Annotated in this window: 21 protein-coding genes and 1 pseudogene; 20 read left to right on the top strand and 2 right to left on the bottom strand. The window is 68.9% G+C overall.

The window, feature by feature from the left end; translation table 11 throughout:
* From AXK60_RS10530 to AXK60_RS26950, 15 genes and pseudogenes are all read left to right on the top strand, one after another.
* Positions 1 to 390: ATP-binding protein (locus AXK60_RS10530; protein WP_175399990.1), on the top strand; the 390-nt coding region annotated here is incomplete at its 5' end.
* A 113-nt stretch (positions 391 to 503) separates the two neighbouring features.
* Positions 504 to 671, top strand: a pseudogene (locus AXK60_RS27935) (helix-turn-helix domain-containing protein); the annotation flags it as partial.
* A gap of 225 nt (positions 672 to 896) precedes the next feature.
* Positions 897 to 1,307, top strand: coding sequence for a hypothetical protein (locus AXK60_RS27625; protein ID WP_244881089.1), 411 nt, complete (start codon positions 897 to 899; stop codon positions 1,305 to 1,307).
* A complete protein-coding gene (locus AXK60_RS26935) occupies positions 1,304 to 1,444 on the top strand; it encodes a hypothetical protein (protein ID WP_175399992.1) in 141 nt (46 codons plus the stop codon). Before AXK60_RS27625 ends, AXK60_RS26935 begins: the two co-directional genes overlap by 4 nt.
* Positions 1,441 to 1,599, top strand: a complete 159-nt coding sequence (locus AXK60_RS26940; RefSeq protein WP_164711477.1) for a hypothetical protein — start codon at positions 1,441 to 1,443, stop codon at positions 1,597 to 1,599. Before AXK60_RS26935 ends, AXK60_RS26940 begins: the two co-directional genes overlap by 4 nt.
* On the top strand, positions 1,596 to 2,105 hold the full coding sequence (locus tag AXK60_RS25805; protein ID WP_082777958.1) for an HNH endonuclease: 510 nt from the start codon (positions 1,596 to 1,598) through the stop codon (positions 2,103 to 2,105). Before AXK60_RS26940 ends, AXK60_RS25805 begins: the two co-directional genes overlap by 4 nt.
* Before the next feature lie 74 nt (positions 2,106 to 2,179).
* Positions 2,180 to 3,571 carry a terminase large subunit domain-containing protein gene (locus tag AXK60_RS10540; protein WP_068571097.1) on the top strand — a complete coding sequence of 464 codons (1,392 nt, stop codon included), beginning with the start codon at positions 2,180 to 2,182 and terminating at the stop codon, positions 3,569 to 3,571.
* A 2-nt stretch (positions 3,572 to 3,573) separates the two neighbouring features.
* Complete coding sequence (locus AXK60_RS10545) at positions 3,574 to 4,860, top strand: phage portal protein (RefSeq protein WP_068571098.1); 1,287 nt, start codon at positions 3,574 to 3,576, stop codon at positions 4,858 to 4,860.
* A complete protein-coding gene (locus AXK60_RS10550; protein WP_068571099.1) occupies positions 4,857 to 5,438 on the top strand; it encodes a hypothetical protein in 582 nt (193 codons plus the stop codon). Before AXK60_RS10545 ends, AXK60_RS10550 begins: the two co-directional genes overlap by 4 nt.
* Positions 5,435 to 5,944, top strand: coding sequence for a hypothetical protein (locus AXK60_RS10555; RefSeq protein WP_139057882.1), 510 nt, complete (start codon positions 5,435 to 5,437; stop codon positions 5,942 to 5,944). The genes AXK60_RS10550 and AXK60_RS10555 overlap by 4 nt, the downstream gene beginning before the upstream one ends.
* A 14-nt stretch (positions 5,945 to 5,958) precedes the next feature.
* Positions 5,959 to 6,126 (top strand): hypothetical protein, encoded by a 168-nt coding sequence (locus AXK60_RS26945; RefSeq protein ID WP_175399993.1) that lies wholly within the window; start codon positions 5,959 to 5,961, stop codon positions 6,124 to 6,126.
* Positions 6,127 to 6,234: 108 nt separating this feature from the next.
* Complete coding sequence (locus AXK60_RS10560; RefSeq protein ID WP_068571100.1) at positions 6,235 to 7,077, top strand: phage major capsid protein; 843 nt, start codon at positions 6,235 to 6,237, stop codon at positions 7,075 to 7,077.
* 2 nt (positions 7,078 to 7,079) lie between these two features.
* The gene (locus tag AXK60_RS10565) at positions 7,080 to 7,391 is read left to right on the top strand and encodes a hypothetical protein (RefSeq protein WP_068571101.1); all 312 of its coding nucleotides are present in this window, start codon (positions 7,080 to 7,082) and stop codon (positions 7,389 to 7,391) included.
* Entirely contained in the window at positions 7,391 to 7,726 is a 336-nt protein-coding gene (locus tag AXK60_RS10570) for a hypothetical protein (protein ID WP_068571102.1), read from the top strand. Before AXK60_RS10565 ends, AXK60_RS10570 begins: the two co-directional genes overlap by 1 nt.
* A 296-nt stretch (positions 7,727 to 8,022) precedes the next feature.
* Positions 8,023 to 8,190, top strand: coding sequence for a hypothetical protein (locus AXK60_RS26950; RefSeq protein ID WP_175399994.1), 168 nt, complete (start codon positions 8,023 to 8,025; stop codon positions 8,188 to 8,190).
* Positions 8,191 to 8,193: 3 nt separating this feature from the next.
* On the opposite strand, the gene AXK60_RS10575 is transcribed toward AXK60_RS26950, so the two are convergent.
* Positions 8,194 to 8,694 (bottom strand): SMI1/KNR4 family protein, encoded by a 501-nt coding sequence (locus AXK60_RS10575; RefSeq protein ID WP_068571103.1) that lies wholly within the window; start codon positions 8,692 to 8,694, stop codon positions 8,194 to 8,196.
* A 69-nt stretch (positions 8,695 to 8,763) separates the two neighbouring features.
* Between AXK60_RS10575 and AXK60_RS10580 the strand changes: the two genes are divergently transcribed.
* A complete protein-coding gene (locus AXK60_RS10580; RefSeq protein ID WP_175399995.1) occupies positions 8,764 to 10,335 on the top strand; it encodes a DUF4132 domain-containing protein in 1,572 nt (523 codons plus the stop codon).
* A 10-nt stretch (positions 10,336 to 10,345) separates the two neighbouring features.
* Here the strand turns inward: AXK60_RS10580 and AXK60_RS10585 are convergent, their stop codons facing one another.
* On the bottom strand, positions 10,346 to 12,052 hold the full coding sequence (locus AXK60_RS10585) for an aldehyde dehydrogenase family protein (protein WP_068571105.1): 1,707 nt from the start codon (positions 12,050 to 12,052) through the stop codon (positions 10,346 to 10,348).
* Positions 12,053 to 12,217: 165 nt separating this feature from the next.
* Between AXK60_RS10585 and AXK60_RS10590 the strand changes: the two genes are divergently transcribed.
* From AXK60_RS10590 to AXK60_RS26955, 4 genes are all read left to right on the top strand, one after another.
* A complete protein-coding gene (locus AXK60_RS10590; RefSeq protein ID WP_068571106.1) occupies positions 12,218 to 13,405 on the top strand; it encodes a PucR family transcriptional regulator in 1,188 nt (395 codons plus the stop codon).
* A gap of 120 nt (positions 13,406 to 13,525) precedes the next feature.
* Entirely contained in the window at positions 13,526 to 14,902 is a 1,377-nt protein-coding gene (locus AXK60_RS10595; protein WP_082777959.1) for a flavin monoamine oxidase family protein, read from the top strand.
* Between the two features lie 22 nt (positions 14,903 to 14,924).
* Entirely contained in the window at positions 14,925 to 16,337 is a 1,413-nt protein-coding gene (locus AXK60_RS10600) for a threonine/serine exporter family protein (protein WP_068571107.1), read from the top strand.
* A gap of 64 nt (positions 16,338 to 16,401) precedes the next feature.
* The gene (locus tag AXK60_RS26955; protein WP_175399996.1) at positions 16,402 to 16,563 is read left to right on the top strand and encodes a hypothetical protein; all 162 of its coding nucleotides are present in this window, start codon (positions 16,402 to 16,404) and stop codon (positions 16,561 to 16,563) included.
* Position 16,564: the final 1 nt, after the last annotated feature.

A 16,564-nucleotide genomic window follows, 5' to 3' on the forward strand; every position in this document is an offset into this window, starting at 1 on the left:
GTCACCACCGCCGCCGACCTGGCCGCCCGCTGCCACAAAGCGGCGATCGAAGGCCGCTGGTCGACGACCATGCGGTTCTTCGCTGGCCCGACGCTGCTCGTCATCGACGAACTCGGCTACCTCCCCTTGCCCGCCGAAGCCGCATCAGCGTTGTTTCAGGTTGTCGCGCAACGGTATCTGAAAACATCGATCGTCATCACCACCAACCGATCGGTCTCCGAATGGGGCGAAGTCCTCGGCGACACCACCGTCGCCGCGGCCATGCTCGACAGGCTCCTACACCGCTCCGTCGTCCTCAAACTCGACGGCGACAGCTACCGACTACGAGACCACCACGCCCGCAACGAAACCCACCGCACAGCAATCGCACCCAGCCGCCGACCGCTATAATCCGACCGCACCCAGGTGAGGAATTTCAATGAGCATCACTGGGGACTTTCGATGAGCCTGATCACCGGCACCCCAGCACGTCCTACGAGTGGTCCAACGCCGTTCATCGCGGCGTGGGCCCGAAGCTCCCCCATCGCCTTCACGCGGTCGCGTGGGCACTGGCAGACCGCGCCCAGCTGGAGAACGGGAAGTTCGTCTGCTGGCCCTCTCTGAACACGTTGAGCGATGACACCGGCCTCGACCGAAGCAATATCAAGCGACACCTGGGGGAGCTGGAAGCTCTCGATTGGGTGGCCCGTGAGCCCGGTGGTCCGCGGCGAGCGACCCGGTACACCCTTGTGATTCCGGTAGGGGCGGAGGCGCGCCCACCCGAAGAATCGGTAGGGGCGGAGGCACCACAGGTAGGCGCGGTACCGCCCCTAGGTAGGGGCGGAGGCGCGCCCTCAGAGGGGGCGGAGGCGCGCCCCGAAGTATCCATAGAAGTACCCAATGAAGTTTCCAATGAAGTGCGGCTGCTCTCTTACGTAAGTAACGCGGGCGCGCGCGAACTTCCACCCCCACCACGATCCATCACCGAAGAACGACAGGACACCTACGTCGGCGTCTTCGACGGCATGGGCCGCGGCAAACCCAACAACGTGGACAAACCCGCCGACCCGCTCGCCGAGTACGCCCACCTACTCACCCCCTGGACGCGCAAGCAGCTCCTCGCACGGGCTCGCGCAGAAGTACCCGACCCCGACTACACGCCCGAGCACATGGTCGAGATCTTCATCCAGCTATTCACCCACTCCAACCGACCGCAGACGAAGGACGGCCTACGCCAATTCGTCGTCGCGATCAACGAAGCAACCGACGGCACAGGCCTACCCGAGCCCGCAGCCGTCCGAGCCCTACTCGGAATCGAGGCCGCATGACCGAGCACATCCAGCTACCCCACGGACTCACCGCCACGTACATCACCCACGCCGCAGCAGACGCACGAGGTGATGAACAAGACGGTGCTGATCTACACGATGATCCCGCCCTCTTCGATCCCGAGGACATCTGGTGAAACGCATGCAGCGTCGCGGCGAGGCCACTGTCACGCCCATCAATGCCGGCCAGGTCATGGTCCGACTCGGCGGCGACACCTGGGTTATGAGCGCAGATGAAGCCCGCGACCTCACCAACCGAATCGCCGACGCCCTCGAGACGGAGACACCATGACCGCACGACCCTGCCTTACATGCGGTGACCTCATCAGCAGCGGCACGTACTGCACCGACTGCAAGCCAGCAGAGACCGGACGCGACAAGACCAGCGCTCACTGGAACGCCGCCCTCTGGAAGAACCTCTCCCGCCACCTCCGCCGACAGTCGCCGTTCTGCGAGCTGTGCAGCAGCACCCGCAACCTGCAGGTCGACCACATCCTGCCGATCGTCGACTACCCGGAACTCACGTACGAGGTGGAAAACCTGCGCGTCCTCTGCCGCACCTGCAACGGCCGACGAGGAGCCAGCTTCACGTTAGCCGAAGCAACAGACGTCCTGAATCGCCTTCTAAGCGAGCAGGCACGCACACGCAAGGTCAAGTACCGAAAGCTCACCCCAGTCGCTCAGCGTGCCGTACAGGTGGGGAGTAGGCCCCCTACCAGCAACGTTCCGCCCGGGGGCAAGGCGCATTCCCAGTTACACATGCACGTGCATACATCTGGAGGAGGTGAAGCGGCATGAGAGCAGGCCCAAAAGCGGCTCCGAAGGGTGATCCGCTGCCCCTACATGAGCTGCCGGAAGATGGTTCGGAGCGGGTGATCGCATTCATCGAGACGTACTGCCGCGTGGTCAAGGGCGGCAAGGGCAACCCGGCCGGCGAACTGATTCGACTGCGCCCGTGGCAGCGCGAGTTCCTGGCCGACGTGTACGACCCGCAGCCGCGGCCCCGGCAAGGTCTGCTGTCCGTCGCCCGCAAGAACGGCAAGTCGCTGCTCGGTGCCGGTATCGCGCTGTACCACTTGCTCGCGGATGGGGAGGAGTCCGCCGAGGTGCTGCTCGCCTCGTCGGACCAGAAGACGGCGGAGGTGATCTTCCGGGTGGCCCGCCGCATGGTGGAGCTCGACGAGCGCATGTCTGGTGTGTGCCAGCTGTTCCAAGATCGGATCTACCATCCGGCGTCGGATTCGGTTCTCGAGCCGCTTCCGGCGAACGCGTCGAACATCCAGGGCAGGAACCCGAGCCTCAGTCTGTGCGACGAGGTCCACGTGATGCAGGCCGACACCTGGGATGCCCTGGCGCTCGCGGGCGGTACTCGCGCGCAGCCGCTCACCCTCGGTCTGTCCACCGAGTGCGGCGACGACCCTGACAACCTCATGGCCCGGTTGGTGGAGCACGGCAGGTTCGGCGAAGATCCGTCGTTCGCCTTTCGTGAGTACACCGCGCCGCTCGGTTGTGCCCTCGACGACCGAGCGGCGTGGGCCGCGGCTAATCCGATGCTGGGCGACACCCTCAGTGAGGATCACCTCGCGACGACATTGGGCACGACCAGGGAGGCCGCGTTTCGCCGGTACCACCTGAATCAGCGGGTGAACGCCGCCGGTTCGTGGCTACCGCCGGGTGTGTGGGACGCGCTGTCCACGGGCGACCCGGTACCGGACGGTACGCGGGTGGTCGTTTCGTGTGACGGCTCGTACAACAGCGACTCAACAGCCCTCGTCGTGGCCTCGGTATCGCCCACGCCTCATTTCGATGTGCTCGGGGTGTGGGAGCCACCTGAGGGCGCGGAGGACTGGACGGTACCGCTGCACGACGTCATGGACGCCATCAGGGCCGCGTGCAAGCGGTACCGCGTTCTGGAGGTTGTGTTCGACCCGTTCCGGTTCGCCCTCGTCATGCAGACCCTGGAATCGGAGCGGATCCCAGTCGTGGCGTTCCCGTGGTCACCGGCCCGGATCACCCCGGCGACGACGGACCTGTACCGGGCCGTGATCGGCGGCGAACTCACTCATTCGGGTGACCAGCGGCTCGCACGGCACGTCGCGAACGCCGTTGTCCGCGAGGACTCCAAGGGCATCCGGTTGGACAAGGCGAAACGCGGTTCCCGAGCGAGGATCGACCTTGCCGCCGCGATGCTCCAAGCACATTCACGCGCCACTTGGCGCGCGACCAAGAAGAGCAGCCGCGTGGCTGCAGTGAAGAGGTACTAGAGATGACTGACACCCTGACCAACATGCTGCAGGCCGTCGACGCGCCCGCAGCCCGGTACTCACGCCTGGATGCGTACTACGCCGGGAACAGCCCGTTGTCTTACTTGGCGCCGGAGGCCGCGGCGCTGCTGGGTGATCGGCTGCGCAGGGTCCGCGCGAACATCCCCAAGGTGCTCGTCGACTCCATCGTGGAGCGGTTGCGAATCACTGGCTTCGCGGGCGTCGACGTGTGGGCCGACTGGCTGCGCAACGACTTGGATCAACTGTCGCCGCAAGCGATGCGGGAAGCCTTGATCCTGGGCAGTGGCTACGCGATCGTGTGGGCCGGCGTCGATGGTCGCCCGTCCGTGAGCATCGAGAGCGCGCGGCAGATGGCGATGGTCACGGACCCAGGTACGCGGCAGACGGTGGCCGCCCTCAAGCGTTGGGAGACCGCCACCACCACGGAGTGCACGCTTTTCCTACCTGACCGGGTACAGCGCTACACCGCGAATTCGACCGGTGCGACGACTGCCGGGTTCCGCCTCGTAGACGAGTTGGACAACCCGCTGGGCACCGTCCCGGTGGTGCGGCTACTCAACTCCGACCGGGTGTTGGACACCGAAGGCACGAGCGAGATGGAGTCCGTGATCGACCTGTCCGATGCGCTGGTGAAGTTGCTGTGCGACATGATGATTGCGTCGGAGACCGGTGCTCGTCCGCGTCGGTGGTCGACCGGCGTCGAACTGTCCGAGGACGACGAGGGCAACGCGGTGTCGCCGTTCGCTGAGGGTGACCAGTTCCTCGTCGCGGAGGCTGAGGGCGCGAAGTTCGGACAGTTGCCGGGTGCGGACCTCGGTGGGTACGAGAACGCGATCGGCGTCATCATGCGGCAGATCTCCGCTGTCTCAGGGCTTCCCGAGCACATGCTCGGCATCGGCGGCGACAACCCCACCAGTGCGGACAGCATCCGCGCATCCGAGGCGGCACTCACCGCGAAGGCGGAGGCGAAGCAGGCCCTCTTCGGTAGGAGCTGGGAGCAGATCGCCCGCCTCATGGTGGGTGTCCGTGACGGTGCCGATCCGTCGTCGGTGGAGGCGCGTGTCGAGTGGGCCGATCCTGCTACCCGCTCCGAAGCCCAGGAGGCCGACGCCGTCACGAAACTGTTCAGCGTGGGCCTGCTGCCCGCGTCCTTCGCGCTCCGCAAGCTGGGCTACTCGGATTCCGAGATCGACGAGATCCATGCCGCCCGGGCCCGCGACAACATCGCCAACGCGGACGTCTCCAAGTTGTTCGGCGGCGCGGCATGACCCCGGGCGAGCTTGCGGAGCAGTTCGAGCTGTACGTCGACCAACTCGGCGACAAGCTCTCCGTGGCCCTCATCGCCGCGTACGAGCAGTGGCAGGCCGGCACGCTCACCACCGCGGAGTTCGAGGCCGTGTTCATCCAACTGGTCGGCACGATGAACGCCTACGCCCGCACCGGCGCGGACTGGCTCGGCAGCGTCTACCTGGCGTCCACGCCGAAGGGCACGACGCTGGTCACCGTCGCGGGTGAGACCGCGCGCCTCGCTGACGCCGCGGCCACCCTCGTCGCGCTGCTCGACACCGCCGACGACCTGAAGACCCAGCTCGACCGGATCGGCCGCAACGAGCCCACCGAGGCCGCGCAACAGCAACTCGTCCACACCTACAACGTGCACGAGGTGCCCGGCTACCGTCGCCGGCTCAACGCGGGCGCGTGCGAACTGTGCGTGTGGCTGCAGAAGAAGCACCTTGACCCCGAAGGCATCGGCTACATCTACCCGACCGACAAGCTCATGCATCGACACACCGGGTGCCGATGCACACCAGTCCCCGCAACCCGAATCGAAAGGACAGCAGCATGACCGACGACCAGACCACCGAGGATGCCCGCGTTTCAAACGCGACCAAGACAGACGAGGAGGGTCGCATTTCAAATGCGACCCTCGACGCCACCGAAGGGTCCAACCTCAAATCGGACCCCACCTCCTCGTTGGACGAGCAGTCCGAGGCCGATCAAATCGCTGACAGCGACACGTTCCCGCGCTCCTATGTCGAGCAGCTTCGGCAGGAGAGCGGCAAGTACCGGCAGGACGCCCGCGATGCCGGTGCCCGTGCGGATGATCTCGCCAAACGCCTGCACACAGCTCTCGTGGCCGCTACCGGCAAGCTGGCCGACCCCACGGACTTGCCGTACGACGAGGCCCACCTCGACGGTGATGCCCTAAGCCTGACTGAGGCCATCGACGAGCTGCTGACTCGCAAGCCGCACCTGGCCGTGCGCAAGGTTGCCGGTGACGTCGGGCAGGGAAGCCGAAACGGCACCGGGACAGTTGATTTGCTCGGTATGCTCCGCGGCAACAACGTCTAGAGGGAGGCAACACAATGGCTACATACAGGATCAATTCGCAGCAGGCAGACTTCGTCCCGAAGTACGAATTCGAGGCCGATCGCTACGCCGAGGACGGCGCGTACACCAAGTTCTACGACGCGAGCGACGCCGAAGTGAAGGCGTTCCGCACCGACACGGTGTTCGACATCGAGATCATCTAGTACCCCCATGGGGTACTCTGAAGGGGACCGGCCTGGCGCTGGTCCCCTTCAGTCGTCCTGGTGGCGCGTGGAATCCCAACATCCCACTGCTGCCCCAGGAGGCAACTCATGGCCGAAACCACGGCATCCAACCCCACTCTTCTGCAGGACCAGGTCGCGAGCCTGCTCGTCCAGCCGCTCGAGGCCGCGTCGGTGGTCCTAAGCTCCGGTGTCCGCGTCTTCGACACCAGCTCGGAGCTGCGCATCCCGCGCCTCGTCTCCGGCTCCACTCCGACGTTCGTCGCGGAGGGTGGCCTGATCCCTGACACCGCCGACATCGCGTTCGACGAGATCAAGCTCATGCCGAACGCCCGCACCAGCATCAAGACGATCATGCGGTTCACCAACGAGCTGGTCCGTCAGTCCGTCATCGGCATCGACGCGACCCTCAAGGCCCGCCTGGTCAAGGATGTCTCGGACCTGCTCGACGACGCTCTCCTCGCTGGTGCCGGAGCGTCGAACTCGATCAAGGGCATCATCAACCAGACCGGCGTCACCACGGGCGAGCTGGACGTCACCGACCCCGACTCCCTGCTCGACGCGATCGCCTCGCTCAACGCGCAGGAGGTCACCCCGAACCGCTGGTTCCTCAGTGGCGCCGACTTCGCCGCACTCCGCAAGCTCAAGGAGGGCACCGCGTCGAACCGCTACCTGCTCGAGCCCGACCCGAGCAAGGCCGGCGGCACCACCCTGTTCGGCATCCCCGCGACCGTCACTAACAAGCTCGCGGCCGGTAAGGCGATCCTCGCGGACACCAGCACCATCGCGGTGGCCCGCGACGTCGCCCCGTCCGTGACGGTGCTGACCGAGCGGTACGCCGAGTACGACCAGGTGGGCCTGCGGGTCACCTGCCGCTACGACCTCGGCCTACTGCACCCCGAGGCCGTCGCCGTCCTCACCGACGCGCCGTAATCATGGCGGTCTCCGGCCAGGACGTGGCCGACTTCCTAGGCCAGGGCGACGACACCCAGCTCGTCGCCCTGGCCGGGCAGGCCGCCACCGTCATCACCGCAATGGCGATGGCCTACACCCGCGACCAGGGATTCACCGGCACCGAGCCGAACGACCAGATCGCCGCTGTCATCACCACCGCAGCCGCACGCCTCGCCGTCCACCCCGAGCAGCTGGCAACCGACGTCGGATCCGTGTCCGTGCGCGGCGGCTTCACCGGCTGGACCCTCGCCGAGCTGTTCGTGCTGAACCGCTATCGGAAGCGAGCCCTGTAATGCTGTGGCCGCACCGGATCAAGGTGTCCTACGAACAGCCCTACGTGCCGCCTCAGTACAACAGCCATGGAAACGAGATATACGAGACCATCGAGAAGGTGGTCCCGGGGCAGGTGGTGCCCCTCGGCAACGGCAACACCGTCAACGGCGGCATCGCGTACACCGAGACGCGATACAAGATCATGCTCGCCCCGTCCCTCGAACTCCCGACCTACGGAGTCGCGGTGACCTACGAGTGGGCCGGCCGACGGTTCGACGCCCAAGGCGCTGCCGAACGCCACATGCTCGGCGGACGACTCCACCACTACGAGGCGGTGTCACAGAGCCTCACCTAAACGGGCCGGTCGGGTTCCTATCCCTGCTACCGGCAAGGGCACGCGGACTTTCGTCCCCTTTCACCCGCGCCCTGCGCCCCCACCCGCTGAGGGTGGGGGCGTTTCCCGTCTCGATGCCTCATGCGTGCCTCAACTCGGTACGACAGCCACGGATTCCCACGGACGGTGATAGACAGTCTGCGCAGGTCACGCACCACATGCAGATTCACCTACACCTCCTAGAATCGGCTTCAGCGATCTTGTAAAGCGAAGGTCGTCGGTTCAATCCCGACGGGGGGCTCCGCGAAAGGATGGCGATGTCCACAACGGTCCCGGTCATCCTGATCACCGCGCTCGTCCTCGGCCTCGTCGCCGTGGTCTTCGGCCTGGTGTACCTCTGGAACTCGAAGGTCGAGGGCACCGAGCGCGAGAAGAAGATCGACGGCTTCTTCGACAGACTCAGCGACCGGTTCTTCGACCGCTGAGCGTCACTCCTCGTCGGGCGGGACGATCAGGTCCGCCAGATAGGCGTCGAAGGACTCGGCGACGGGGAACTCGATGTCGATCCGCTCGGTGTCGATGACGGTGACCGCAGGGTCGATACGCAGGCCGGCCGGACCGGACGGCGAGCGTCGGTAGTCGAGGCACAGGTCCCAGTGACCGTCACCGTCGAAGGAGATCAGCCAGTCCGGATCCGACGGGGTCGGGATGTCCGCGTCCTCGTCCTCCCACTGCCACCACGCCTCTTTGGCGAGGTGCGGAAACTTCTCACCGATACCCCGGATCTCGCCGTGGACGATGTCGTAGTCGCGATCCTGCGGCAGGGTCATGCGAATGGGCCCACCGTTGCGATGGGCCAGAAGCGCCACAAGGGACGACGGCAGCCGCACTCCCAGCGCACGCTCCGCGGCGTCGAGGATCTCCGGCGTGAGCGGATCCTGGATGTACGGCTCGTAGCGGTCCTCCGACCACACCTTCTCCGGCTCCATGCGGTCAGCGTAAGGTCGTCGACCTGAGCATTCAAACGCACCAATGATAAATTGGTTATGGTGCATATCATGGATGGTGGACTCTACGAGGAACTGGAGGCCCACACCGAGGTGCGCCTCGGTATCGCTGCGGCGAACGCGCTGAGCACCATGCGGTCGCAGTGGACGTTCGTCGGCGGGAACGACGGACTCGTCGGGGAGCTCACCGCGCAGCTCACGGCGAGCGAGCCCTACCGGAGCTACGCGGCGAAGGTCCTCGAGCTCGCCGACGACCATCTCGCGCGGATCCACAACGGCTCGGAGCCCTTCGCCGCGGACAAGGCATTCACCCCCGAGGACGCGCGGGCGCTGGAACGGGCCGCCCTCGTCGCGCTGACCCTCGACGCGGACTGGGCCGGTTCCGTTTCCCGCATCCTGGCGCGGGCGTCGGTCGCCCCGGATCCCGCAGTGAAGGCGGTCCCGTCGCAGGCCGCAGCCTTCGCGATGGCGCGCGCCATCCTGGCGGCCCCCACGCCGGAGTCCGTATCGGCGCTCGCCGAGGCGACCAGCAACACCCGACATGCGGGCATCAAGAAGAAGTTCACGCGGTACACCCGGGACGCCCGGCGCCGCATGGCGACCCGACCCGAGGTAGCCCTTCGCCTGGACACCGAAGGTCCGACGAAGGCGCAGCTCACCACCTGGCTGAAGTCGTTGGAGGGTTCGTGGGCGGTCGCCGCCACCTGGCCGGCACAACGATGGACGCACGCCGCCTTCGCCGCCCCCGTCGTGCGGTACAGCGAGGCGCTGATCTGGCAAGTCGTCGAGGGCCCATCGCTACTGGGCCGGCCGGGTGAATTCCGCGACCCGACGGGCACGCCGGTACAGATCCCCGACGATGCGCGGGTCCGGCTCTGGCACCCGGCGGCGTCGACGGAGCCCGAACGAGCCGCGTGGCGGGAACACGTCCGGGAGTCGAGGCTCGAACAGCCCTTCCCCCAGGCCTTCCGCGAACGCTACGAATCGTCGGACACCGACCGGTTGGTCGCCGCCGGAAGCGTGCACGACGTCCGACAGGTGCTCGGTCTCTACCGCTCCGAAGGCTGGCACCACGACGGCGACGGCACCATCTCCCGCGGTAATCAGGCCGCAGTGGCGTCATTGTGGTTCGACGCCCCGATGTACCCGGGTTCCTGCGTCGAGCAGTGCCATCCGCTCGGATTGACCGTCGGCGCACCGTCGTTCACCGCGCAGGGCATCCGGACACTCGACGCTGAACCCGATACGGCGGCACTGTCGGAGGTCCTGCGGTCGGCCGACCTCATCCTCAGCGCATCGACGATCGCACTCGACGAGAACGAGGACGGGTACGAGTTCGACCGCGGGACGCACGGCGCGCAGTCACCCGCAGGCGTGCTCGCCACCCGCAGAGTCGTTCTCGAACACATCCTGGCCGAGCTGCCGACCGGCGCAGCGACCGTCACCTCCCGCCACGTGGAGGTGAACGGACACCGCGTGAGCATCGCGACCGGCCGCGTCACACACGACGGCGACCCCGTCGAGGTCACCCCGCGCCGTCGCCACGGACTGTGGCAGCCGGCCGCCGACCGACTGCTCACGACCATCGTCGGCACCGTCGTCGCACTGCTCGACGACGCCTGACGGCGGACCGTCAGCCCCGCAGGGCGGAGGCGAAGATGCCGGGCAACTTCAGCCACGAGGGCTTCGACACGAAGTCCGTGAGGCGCTTGCCCGTCACCGCACCGGTGCGGTTGGTGACGAACCACGGCGGCTTCGGCGACATCGACAGCTCTCCACCGACGAACGACCGGGGCGACGGCCGGAAGGGACCACGCACGACGGTGCGCTCGACATCGTCGAGGAGCAGCGCGTTGTGCACCACGCCGATTCCGCTCTGCACGTCGTCGATGGTGTGGCCGGGGAACGCGCCCCACGACGCGCGGGCCGTCAGGTAGCCGACACCGGTCCACGCGTTCACGGCGATCGTGCCGTAGCGCAGGTCGGTGATCGCCTGGTCGAACCGGTCACCGAGGGCCTTGATCGTGGACGGATCCGCGACGATGTTCACGCCCAGCGTGCCCTCGAAGTCCTCGTTCGCGGCCCGCACCGCGTTCGCGAGGAAGGTCGCCGCGTCGCCGGGCAGCTCGAGCACGCCGTAGACGGGCGCGAAGTACTCGGTGTGCAGGGCCTCCTCGGTCTTGTCGGCCTGGAGGCCGAAGACGAGGGTGCGGGCACCGTCGGGCCCGGCGGGCTGCGCCTGCGCGCCGTAGCCGGCCCGGGCAGCGGCCACGCGGTCGGCGGAGCCCGGGTAGTAGTCACGGCGCTGCGGGGCGCGGTCGAAGGCGGCGCGCAGCTCGGTGAGGAACTGCTCCTTCTGCGGCCAGTCGGCGCTGATCACGGCCACCTGCGAGGCGACGCAGTTGTAGCCGTTGTTGTGCAGGCGCTGCGTGGCGAGGTGCTCGGCCTGGAAGGTCAGGTCGGCACTCGACCATTCGCCGGGCACGACGATGGTCGGCGAGACGCCGCCGAGCTCGCTGGTGATGGTCTTGTCGAGGAGCGGGGCGTTCGCCGCCTTGCGCTGCGCCCCTTCGTCTCCCGTGCCGAAGACGATGGCGTCATGAGTGCGGGCGCTGCCCGTCATGTGCACCGTGGTCACACCGGGGTGGTTCACGAGGGCACCACCGACATCGGCGCCGCCGGTCACGATGCGGACCACGCCGTGCTCGATGAGCGGCGCGAACGCGGCGCGGAAGACGTCCAGCAGCGGGTCCGTCACCGGATTGAGCTTGAGCAGCACCACGCGGTTGTCGGCGTACAGCTGGTACAGGGTGTCGAGCGGCGGGATCGAGAAGATGTTGCCCGCGCCGAGGACGCCCGCAACACCGTGGGTGATCGTCGGATCGAGCTCGCCGAGGCCGGCGCGCTCACGCACCGCAGCGGCGTCGACGCCCGGCACGGTCCAGACCTGCGCCGAGAAGCCGCTCATCAACAGCTGATCGAACACGGTGTGCGGCAGCACCTCGACGGCGGACCGGCCGCCCGGGGCAGCGGTCACGGTGAAACCGTCGACGGGGCTGCGCCCCTCCTCGAGCGCCTGCAGCGACGCGGCGAGCGCCTCGCACGCGGTGATCACGGAGTACGGGCCGCTGAGCCACTCCTCGCCCAGCAGCGTCGAATCGGCGGGCAGGCCCTTGATCCCGGCCGCGGCGTCCACCCACTCCTGGGCGACGGCCGCGGTGGCCTCGCGGACGGCGTCGAGCAGGGCGCGGCGATCGGCGAGCGAGGTCGCGGCCCAGGTCCGCTCCCCCTGCTGCAGGTCCGCGACGGCGGCGTCCAAGATGTTCTCGGTGGTGGTCATTGCTTCTCCTCGCGGGTCATCGATCCTGTGAGCCCTGTCACGTCTCGCTCCATCCAGTGTGGTCCTCACGGAGGGCCGGCGCATCGTGCCGGAGCTACGGCCCGCTTGCGGTCGCGTTGTGCGCAAGCACACTCGACGCCGGAGGTCGCGCGCTAGCATCGAGGCGTGTTGACGATCACGGCCCCGGCCGGCGCCTCCCCCGCGGAGTTCGCCCGACTGCTGATGGCGGACCTGGAGCCACTCACGGATGAGCTGGTGCGGCGCATCCTCACGGGCGAGCACGCCTACGCCGAGAGCACTCTGCTCAGCGCCGAGGAGCTCCGCGAGGCTGTGCACACCAACCTCGATTCCGTCCTGCGCCAGCTCGCCGGCGAGCCCGACCACGGCCTCCACGCCGCCCGCGCCACCGGCCGCCTCAAGGCCGAGTACGGCTTCCCTCTCGCGGCGCTGCTGCACGCGTACCGCCTCGCGGGGCGACTCGTCTGGGACCACATGCGCGCCGCCTGCACCGAGAACCCGGAACTGCTCCCGGACATCGGCGCGGACGTGTGGCGGATCATCGACGACTACTCGACCGCCGCCACCGAGGAGTACGGCCGCGCGGTCGCCGAGCGCACCGGCCGCGACGCGGAACTGCGGCGCGTCGAGCTGCGGGCCCTTCTCGACGGGGTGCTCGAGCCCGGCCGGCTGCACGCCGCGGCGCAGACGCTGCAGCTGCCGGCGACGGGCGTCTTCCTCGTGGTCTGCGCGGAGTCCGGCGGCGCCACCGAGCCCCTCGCGGGGATCGAGCGCCGGCTGCGCGACAAGAACGTCGTCTCGTACTGGACGTCCGAGGTGCACACCCGCGTCGGCCTGCTCAGCCTGAGCACCGAGCACGTGCTGCCGCAGGTGCTGGACCTGCTGCGCCGCGAGGCGGGCGGGCGGGTCGGCGTCAGCGCGCGCTTCGCCGCGCCGCTCGGGGCACGGGCCGCCGTGCGGCAGGCCGAGCTCGCGATGACCGGCATCGAGCCCGGCGAGACGACCGCCGCGGCGTACGGCCAGGCAGCACTGCCACTGGCGCTGGCACACACCCCGGACGCGGCCCGCGAACTGCGCGACGCCGTGCTCGGGCCGGTACTGGCGCTCCCCGACCCCGACCGCGACGCGCTCATCACGACGGTCCGCGCCTGGTTCGACTGCGGCGGCTCCCTGGCCGCCACGGCCGAGCGCCTGCACTACCACCGCAACACGATCAACCACCGCCTGCGCCGCGTGGAGCAGCTCACGGGCCGCGACCGGTCCGACCCGCGCGCCGCCGCCGAGCTGTACGCCGCGGTCCTCGCCGACCGGCTCTTCCCGCTGCCCGAGGAGTAGCCCGGTCCGCGGTCCGCGGTCACGGATCCCCGAGAAATCATTGCGACCCGCGTCACATCGCCCTACACTCAGTCATACGACCGACTGTATATGCGGTGTCGCCGCGGACAGGAGCCCCTCATGACCGACTCGCCCGAGACCCGCCCCACGGACGCGGCGGCCGCACCGTCGGACCCCGGGACCGCGCAGCCGAGCACCGAACGGGCCACCGTCGTCGTCGTGGGTGCGGGGATCGCCGGACTGCGCGCAGCGCTGGACCTGCACGCCCGCGGCGTCGACGTGCTGGTCCTCGAGGCCGCACCCCGCGTCGGGGGTCGGGTGCTCACCGAGACCACCGCGCTCGGCACGCACGTCGACCTGGGCGGCCAGTGGATCGGCAAGGGCCATCACCGGTTCGAGGCACTCGCCGCCGAGTTCGGCGCACAGGTCTTCGAGATGGAGACGCCGAAGATGCCGAAGCTGGTCGATGGTGCGCGCACCATCGGGATGGCGAGCCCCACTCTCCTGCTCGCCGGCGCCGCGCTCGTCGCCTGGGAGGGCGTGGTCCGGCTCGGCGGTCCGTTCGCGGGAGGCGGTTCGACGGTGGCCGACCTCCTGCGCAAGGTGCCGGGGCGCGCCCGGCGGCTGCTCGACGTGCTCATCGCGATCGCGACCACCGCCGACGCCGACCGGTTCGCGCTGCGCGACTTCGCCGCCGCCGTCCGCGTGCAGGAGGGGCTGCTGACCGCCATGTCCACCCGGGGCGGCGCGCAGGACTCCCTGGTCGTCGACGGTGCCGGCACCCTCGCGGTCCGGATGGCGGAGCGCCTCGGCGACCGCGTGCACACCGACCGCGCCGTGCTCGCGGTCCACCGCGACGACGACGGCGCCACCGTGCACACCACCGCCGGCACCGTCCGCGCCCAGCGCGTGATCGTCACCGTGCCCCCGCCCATCGCCACCGCCATCGAGCACCGTCCGGCCCTGCCCACCGAGAGGTCCCACGCCGAGCGCGGCATGTACATGGGCTCGGTCTACAAGGCGCTGGCCGTGTACGAGAGCCCCTTCTGGCGCGCGAACGGGCACGCCGAGATGATCGACATCGACGGCCCCGGCGTCGGGGTGTTCGACACCACGCCACCGTCGGCCGACGGGACCGGGCCCGGGCACCTGTGCCTGCTCGTGGGCGGCGCCGACGCGCGCTCCCTCGACGACCTGAGCCCGGCGGACCGTCGGGAGACGATGCTCGCTCGGCTCGCCGTGCACCTGGGCGAGGGCGCCGAAACCCCCGCGAGCTGGCACGAGAAGTCCTGGCACCGCGACGAGTACGTCGGCGGCGGCTACCTCGCCGTCCCCGACCCGAAGGCGGGAGCGATGACCTTCCCACTCGGGCACGCCCCGGCGGGCGTCGTCCACTGGGCCGGCACCGAGACGGCGGCGGAGCACGCCGGATACATCGAGGGCGCCCTCGAATCGGGCGAGCGGGTGGCCGGGGAGGTCGCGTCGGCACTACGGTGATGCACCGAGGAGGTGCCCCGACATGAAGCCCGCGTTCCGCGATCACCTCGCGCACGCCGTCCAGTCCCTGACCGGCCGGAACGCAGCGACCGTCGACACCGCGGGAATGCCGGTGCTGACGCCGCTGCAACCGGTCGACCTGCGCGACAACGAGACGGTCGGCGAGGTCCTCGAAGTGGCCATGAAGGTCGGCGAGGTCCTGCTGGACTCGGGGACCGGCGCCGTCGACACCGAGGCCCAGGTCCGCTACGTCGCCGCGACCTACGGCATCGACGATGTCACGGTCACCGTCACCTACAACGCGATCACCGTGAGCGTGCAGCGCGGGCGGGGACTGCCACCGTCGACCTACACGCGGACTGTGAGCCACCGGTCGCTGGACTACACCCGGCTCTCCCAGGTCGACACGCTGGTGCGGCGGATCGGGCGCGGTCGGATCCGGCCGGACCAGGCGCTCTCCGCGCTGGAATCGATCATGACCGCCGGGCACCCGTACCCGCGCGCCGTCGCGACCTTCGGCTGGGCACTCATGGCGGGCGCGCTGACCCTGCTGCTCGGCGGCAAGCCGGCGCTCGCGGCCGTCGCCTTCGCGACCACCGCGGTGATCTACGTCGTGAACGTCCGGCTCAGCAACTGGGGGCTGCCGTACTTCTTCCAGCAGGTGGTGGGCGGTTTCCTGGCGACTCTGCCGGCGGCGCTGATCTACCGGCTGTCCATCGAGTTCGGCTGGGACGTGCAGCCCTACCGGGTGATCGTCGCGGGCATCATCGTGCTCATGGCGGGGCTCTCGCTCGTGGGCTCGGTGCAGGACGCCATCACCGGCGCGCCCGTGACCGGCGCGGCCCGGTTCTTCGAGGTGGTGGTGTTCACCGGCGGCGTGGTCGCGGGCGTCGGCATCGCGCTGCGCGTCACCAGCGAGCTGGGTGCCACCCTGCCCCCGCTGCAGCAGCAGCCCTTCGACTACGCGCCGCTGCCGATCCTGGTGGCGACCGGCGGCGTGGCCGCGGCGGCGTTCGCGCTGGCCGGGTACGCGCAGATCCGGGCGCTCACCGCGTCCTTCCTGGCGGGCTGCTTCGGGGCGCTCGTCGCGGGCTCCATCCTCAACCTGGGCCTCGGGCCGATCGTCTCGTCCGTGGTGGCCGCCACCGTCGTCGGCCTGGCCGGCGGTCTCCTCGCCCGACGGGCCGTGGTCCCCCCGCTCATCGTCGCCGTCGCGGGCATCACCCCGCTGGTGCCGGGTCTCGCGGTCTACCGCGGGCTGTCGGAGCTGATGGAGGGGCAGACCACGTCGGCACTGACGAACATGGCGACGGCGCTGACCGTCGGCTGCGCCTTGGCCGCAGGGGTCACGCTCGGCGAATGGGTGGCCCGCACGATCCGGCGCCCGCACATCGCGCCGATCGCGGTGCTCCGCCGCCGCCGAGTCCGCGAGTGAGCGGATCCGGGCCACCCGGGTAAGCTGGCCCGTGCTCGTCCCTTACCGATACGAAGGTGTGTTCATGCCCCCGAAGACCACGCAGGACATCAGCGAAGACGATCTCGAGCCCGTGGGCGACGAGACCGCGCGCCAGGCCCAGCGGGTCGTCGCGGCGTACGCGGAGGACGCCGACGAGTGCCGGATGCTGCTGTCGATGCTCGGCATCGGCGTCAAGGAGGCGTAGC

Source organism: Tsukamurella pseudospumae, from assembly GCF_001575195.1.
Classification (GTDB): Bacteria; Actinomycetota; Actinomycetes; order Mycobacteriales; family Mycobacteriaceae; genus Tsukamurella; species Tsukamurella pseudospumae.

Excerpts from the sequence above, each read along its gene's own strand:
- AXK60_RS26935 (WP_175399992.1), top strand. The coding sequence starts at position 1,304 with ATGACCGAGCACATCCAGCTACCCCACGGACTCACCGCCACGTACATC.
- AXK60_RS25805 (WP_082777958.1), top strand. The coding sequence starts at position 1,596 with ATGACCGCACGACCCTGCCTTACATGCGGTGACCTCATCAGCAGCGGC.
- AXK60_RS10545 (WP_068571098.1), top strand. The coding sequence starts at position 3,574 with ATGACTGACACCCTGACCAACATGCTGCAGGCCGTCGACGCGCCCGCA.
- AXK60_RS10550 (WP_068571099.1), top strand. The coding sequence starts at position 4,857 with ATGACCCCGGGCGAGCTTGCGGAGCAGTTCGAGCTGTACGTCGACCAA.
- AXK60_RS10555 (WP_139057882.1), top strand. The coding sequence starts at position 5,435 with ATGACCGACGACCAGACCACCGAGGATGCCCGCGTTTCAAACGCGACC.
- AXK60_RS26945 (WP_175399993.1), top strand. The coding sequence starts at position 5,959 with ATGGCTACATACAGGATCAATTCGCAGCAGGCAGACTTCGTCCCGAAG.
- AXK60_RS10560 (WP_068571100.1), top strand. The coding sequence starts at position 6,235 with ATGGCCGAAACCACGGCATCCAACCCCACTCTTCTGCAGGACCAGGTC.
- AXK60_RS10565 (WP_068571101.1), top strand. The coding sequence starts at position 7,080 with ATGGCGGTCTCCGGCCAGGACGTGGCCGACTTCCTAGGCCAGGGCGAC.
- AXK60_RS10570 (WP_068571102.1), top strand. The coding sequence starts at position 7,391 with ATGCTGTGGCCGCACCGGATCAAGGTGTCCTACGAACAGCCCTACGTG.
- AXK60_RS26950 (WP_175399994.1), top strand. The coding sequence starts at position 8,023 with ATGTCCACAACGGTCCCGGTCATCCTGATCACCGCGCTCGTCCTCGGC.
- AXK60_RS10575 (WP_068571103.1), bottom strand. The coding sequence starts at position 8,694 with ATGGAGCCGGAGAAGGTGTGGTCGGAGGACCGCTACGAGCCGTACATC.
- AXK60_RS10580 (WP_175399995.1), top strand. The coding sequence starts at position 8,764 with ATGGATGGTGGACTCTACGAGGAACTGGAGGCCCACACCGAGGTGCGC.
- AXK60_RS10585 (WP_068571105.1), bottom strand. The coding sequence starts at position 12,052 with ATGACCACCACCGAGAACATCTTGGACGCCGCCGTCGCGGACCTGCAG.
- AXK60_RS10595 (WP_082777959.1), top strand. The coding sequence starts at position 13,526 with ATGACCGACTCGCCCGAGACCCGCCCCACGGACGCGGCGGCCGCACCG.
- AXK60_RS10600 (WP_068571107.1), top strand. The coding sequence starts at position 14,925 with ATGAAGCCCGCGTTCCGCGATCACCTCGCGCACGCCGTCCAGTCCCTG.
- AXK60_RS26955 (WP_175399996.1), top strand. The coding sequence starts at position 16,402 with ATGCCCCCGAAGACCACGCAGGACATCAGCGAAGACGATCTCGAGCCC.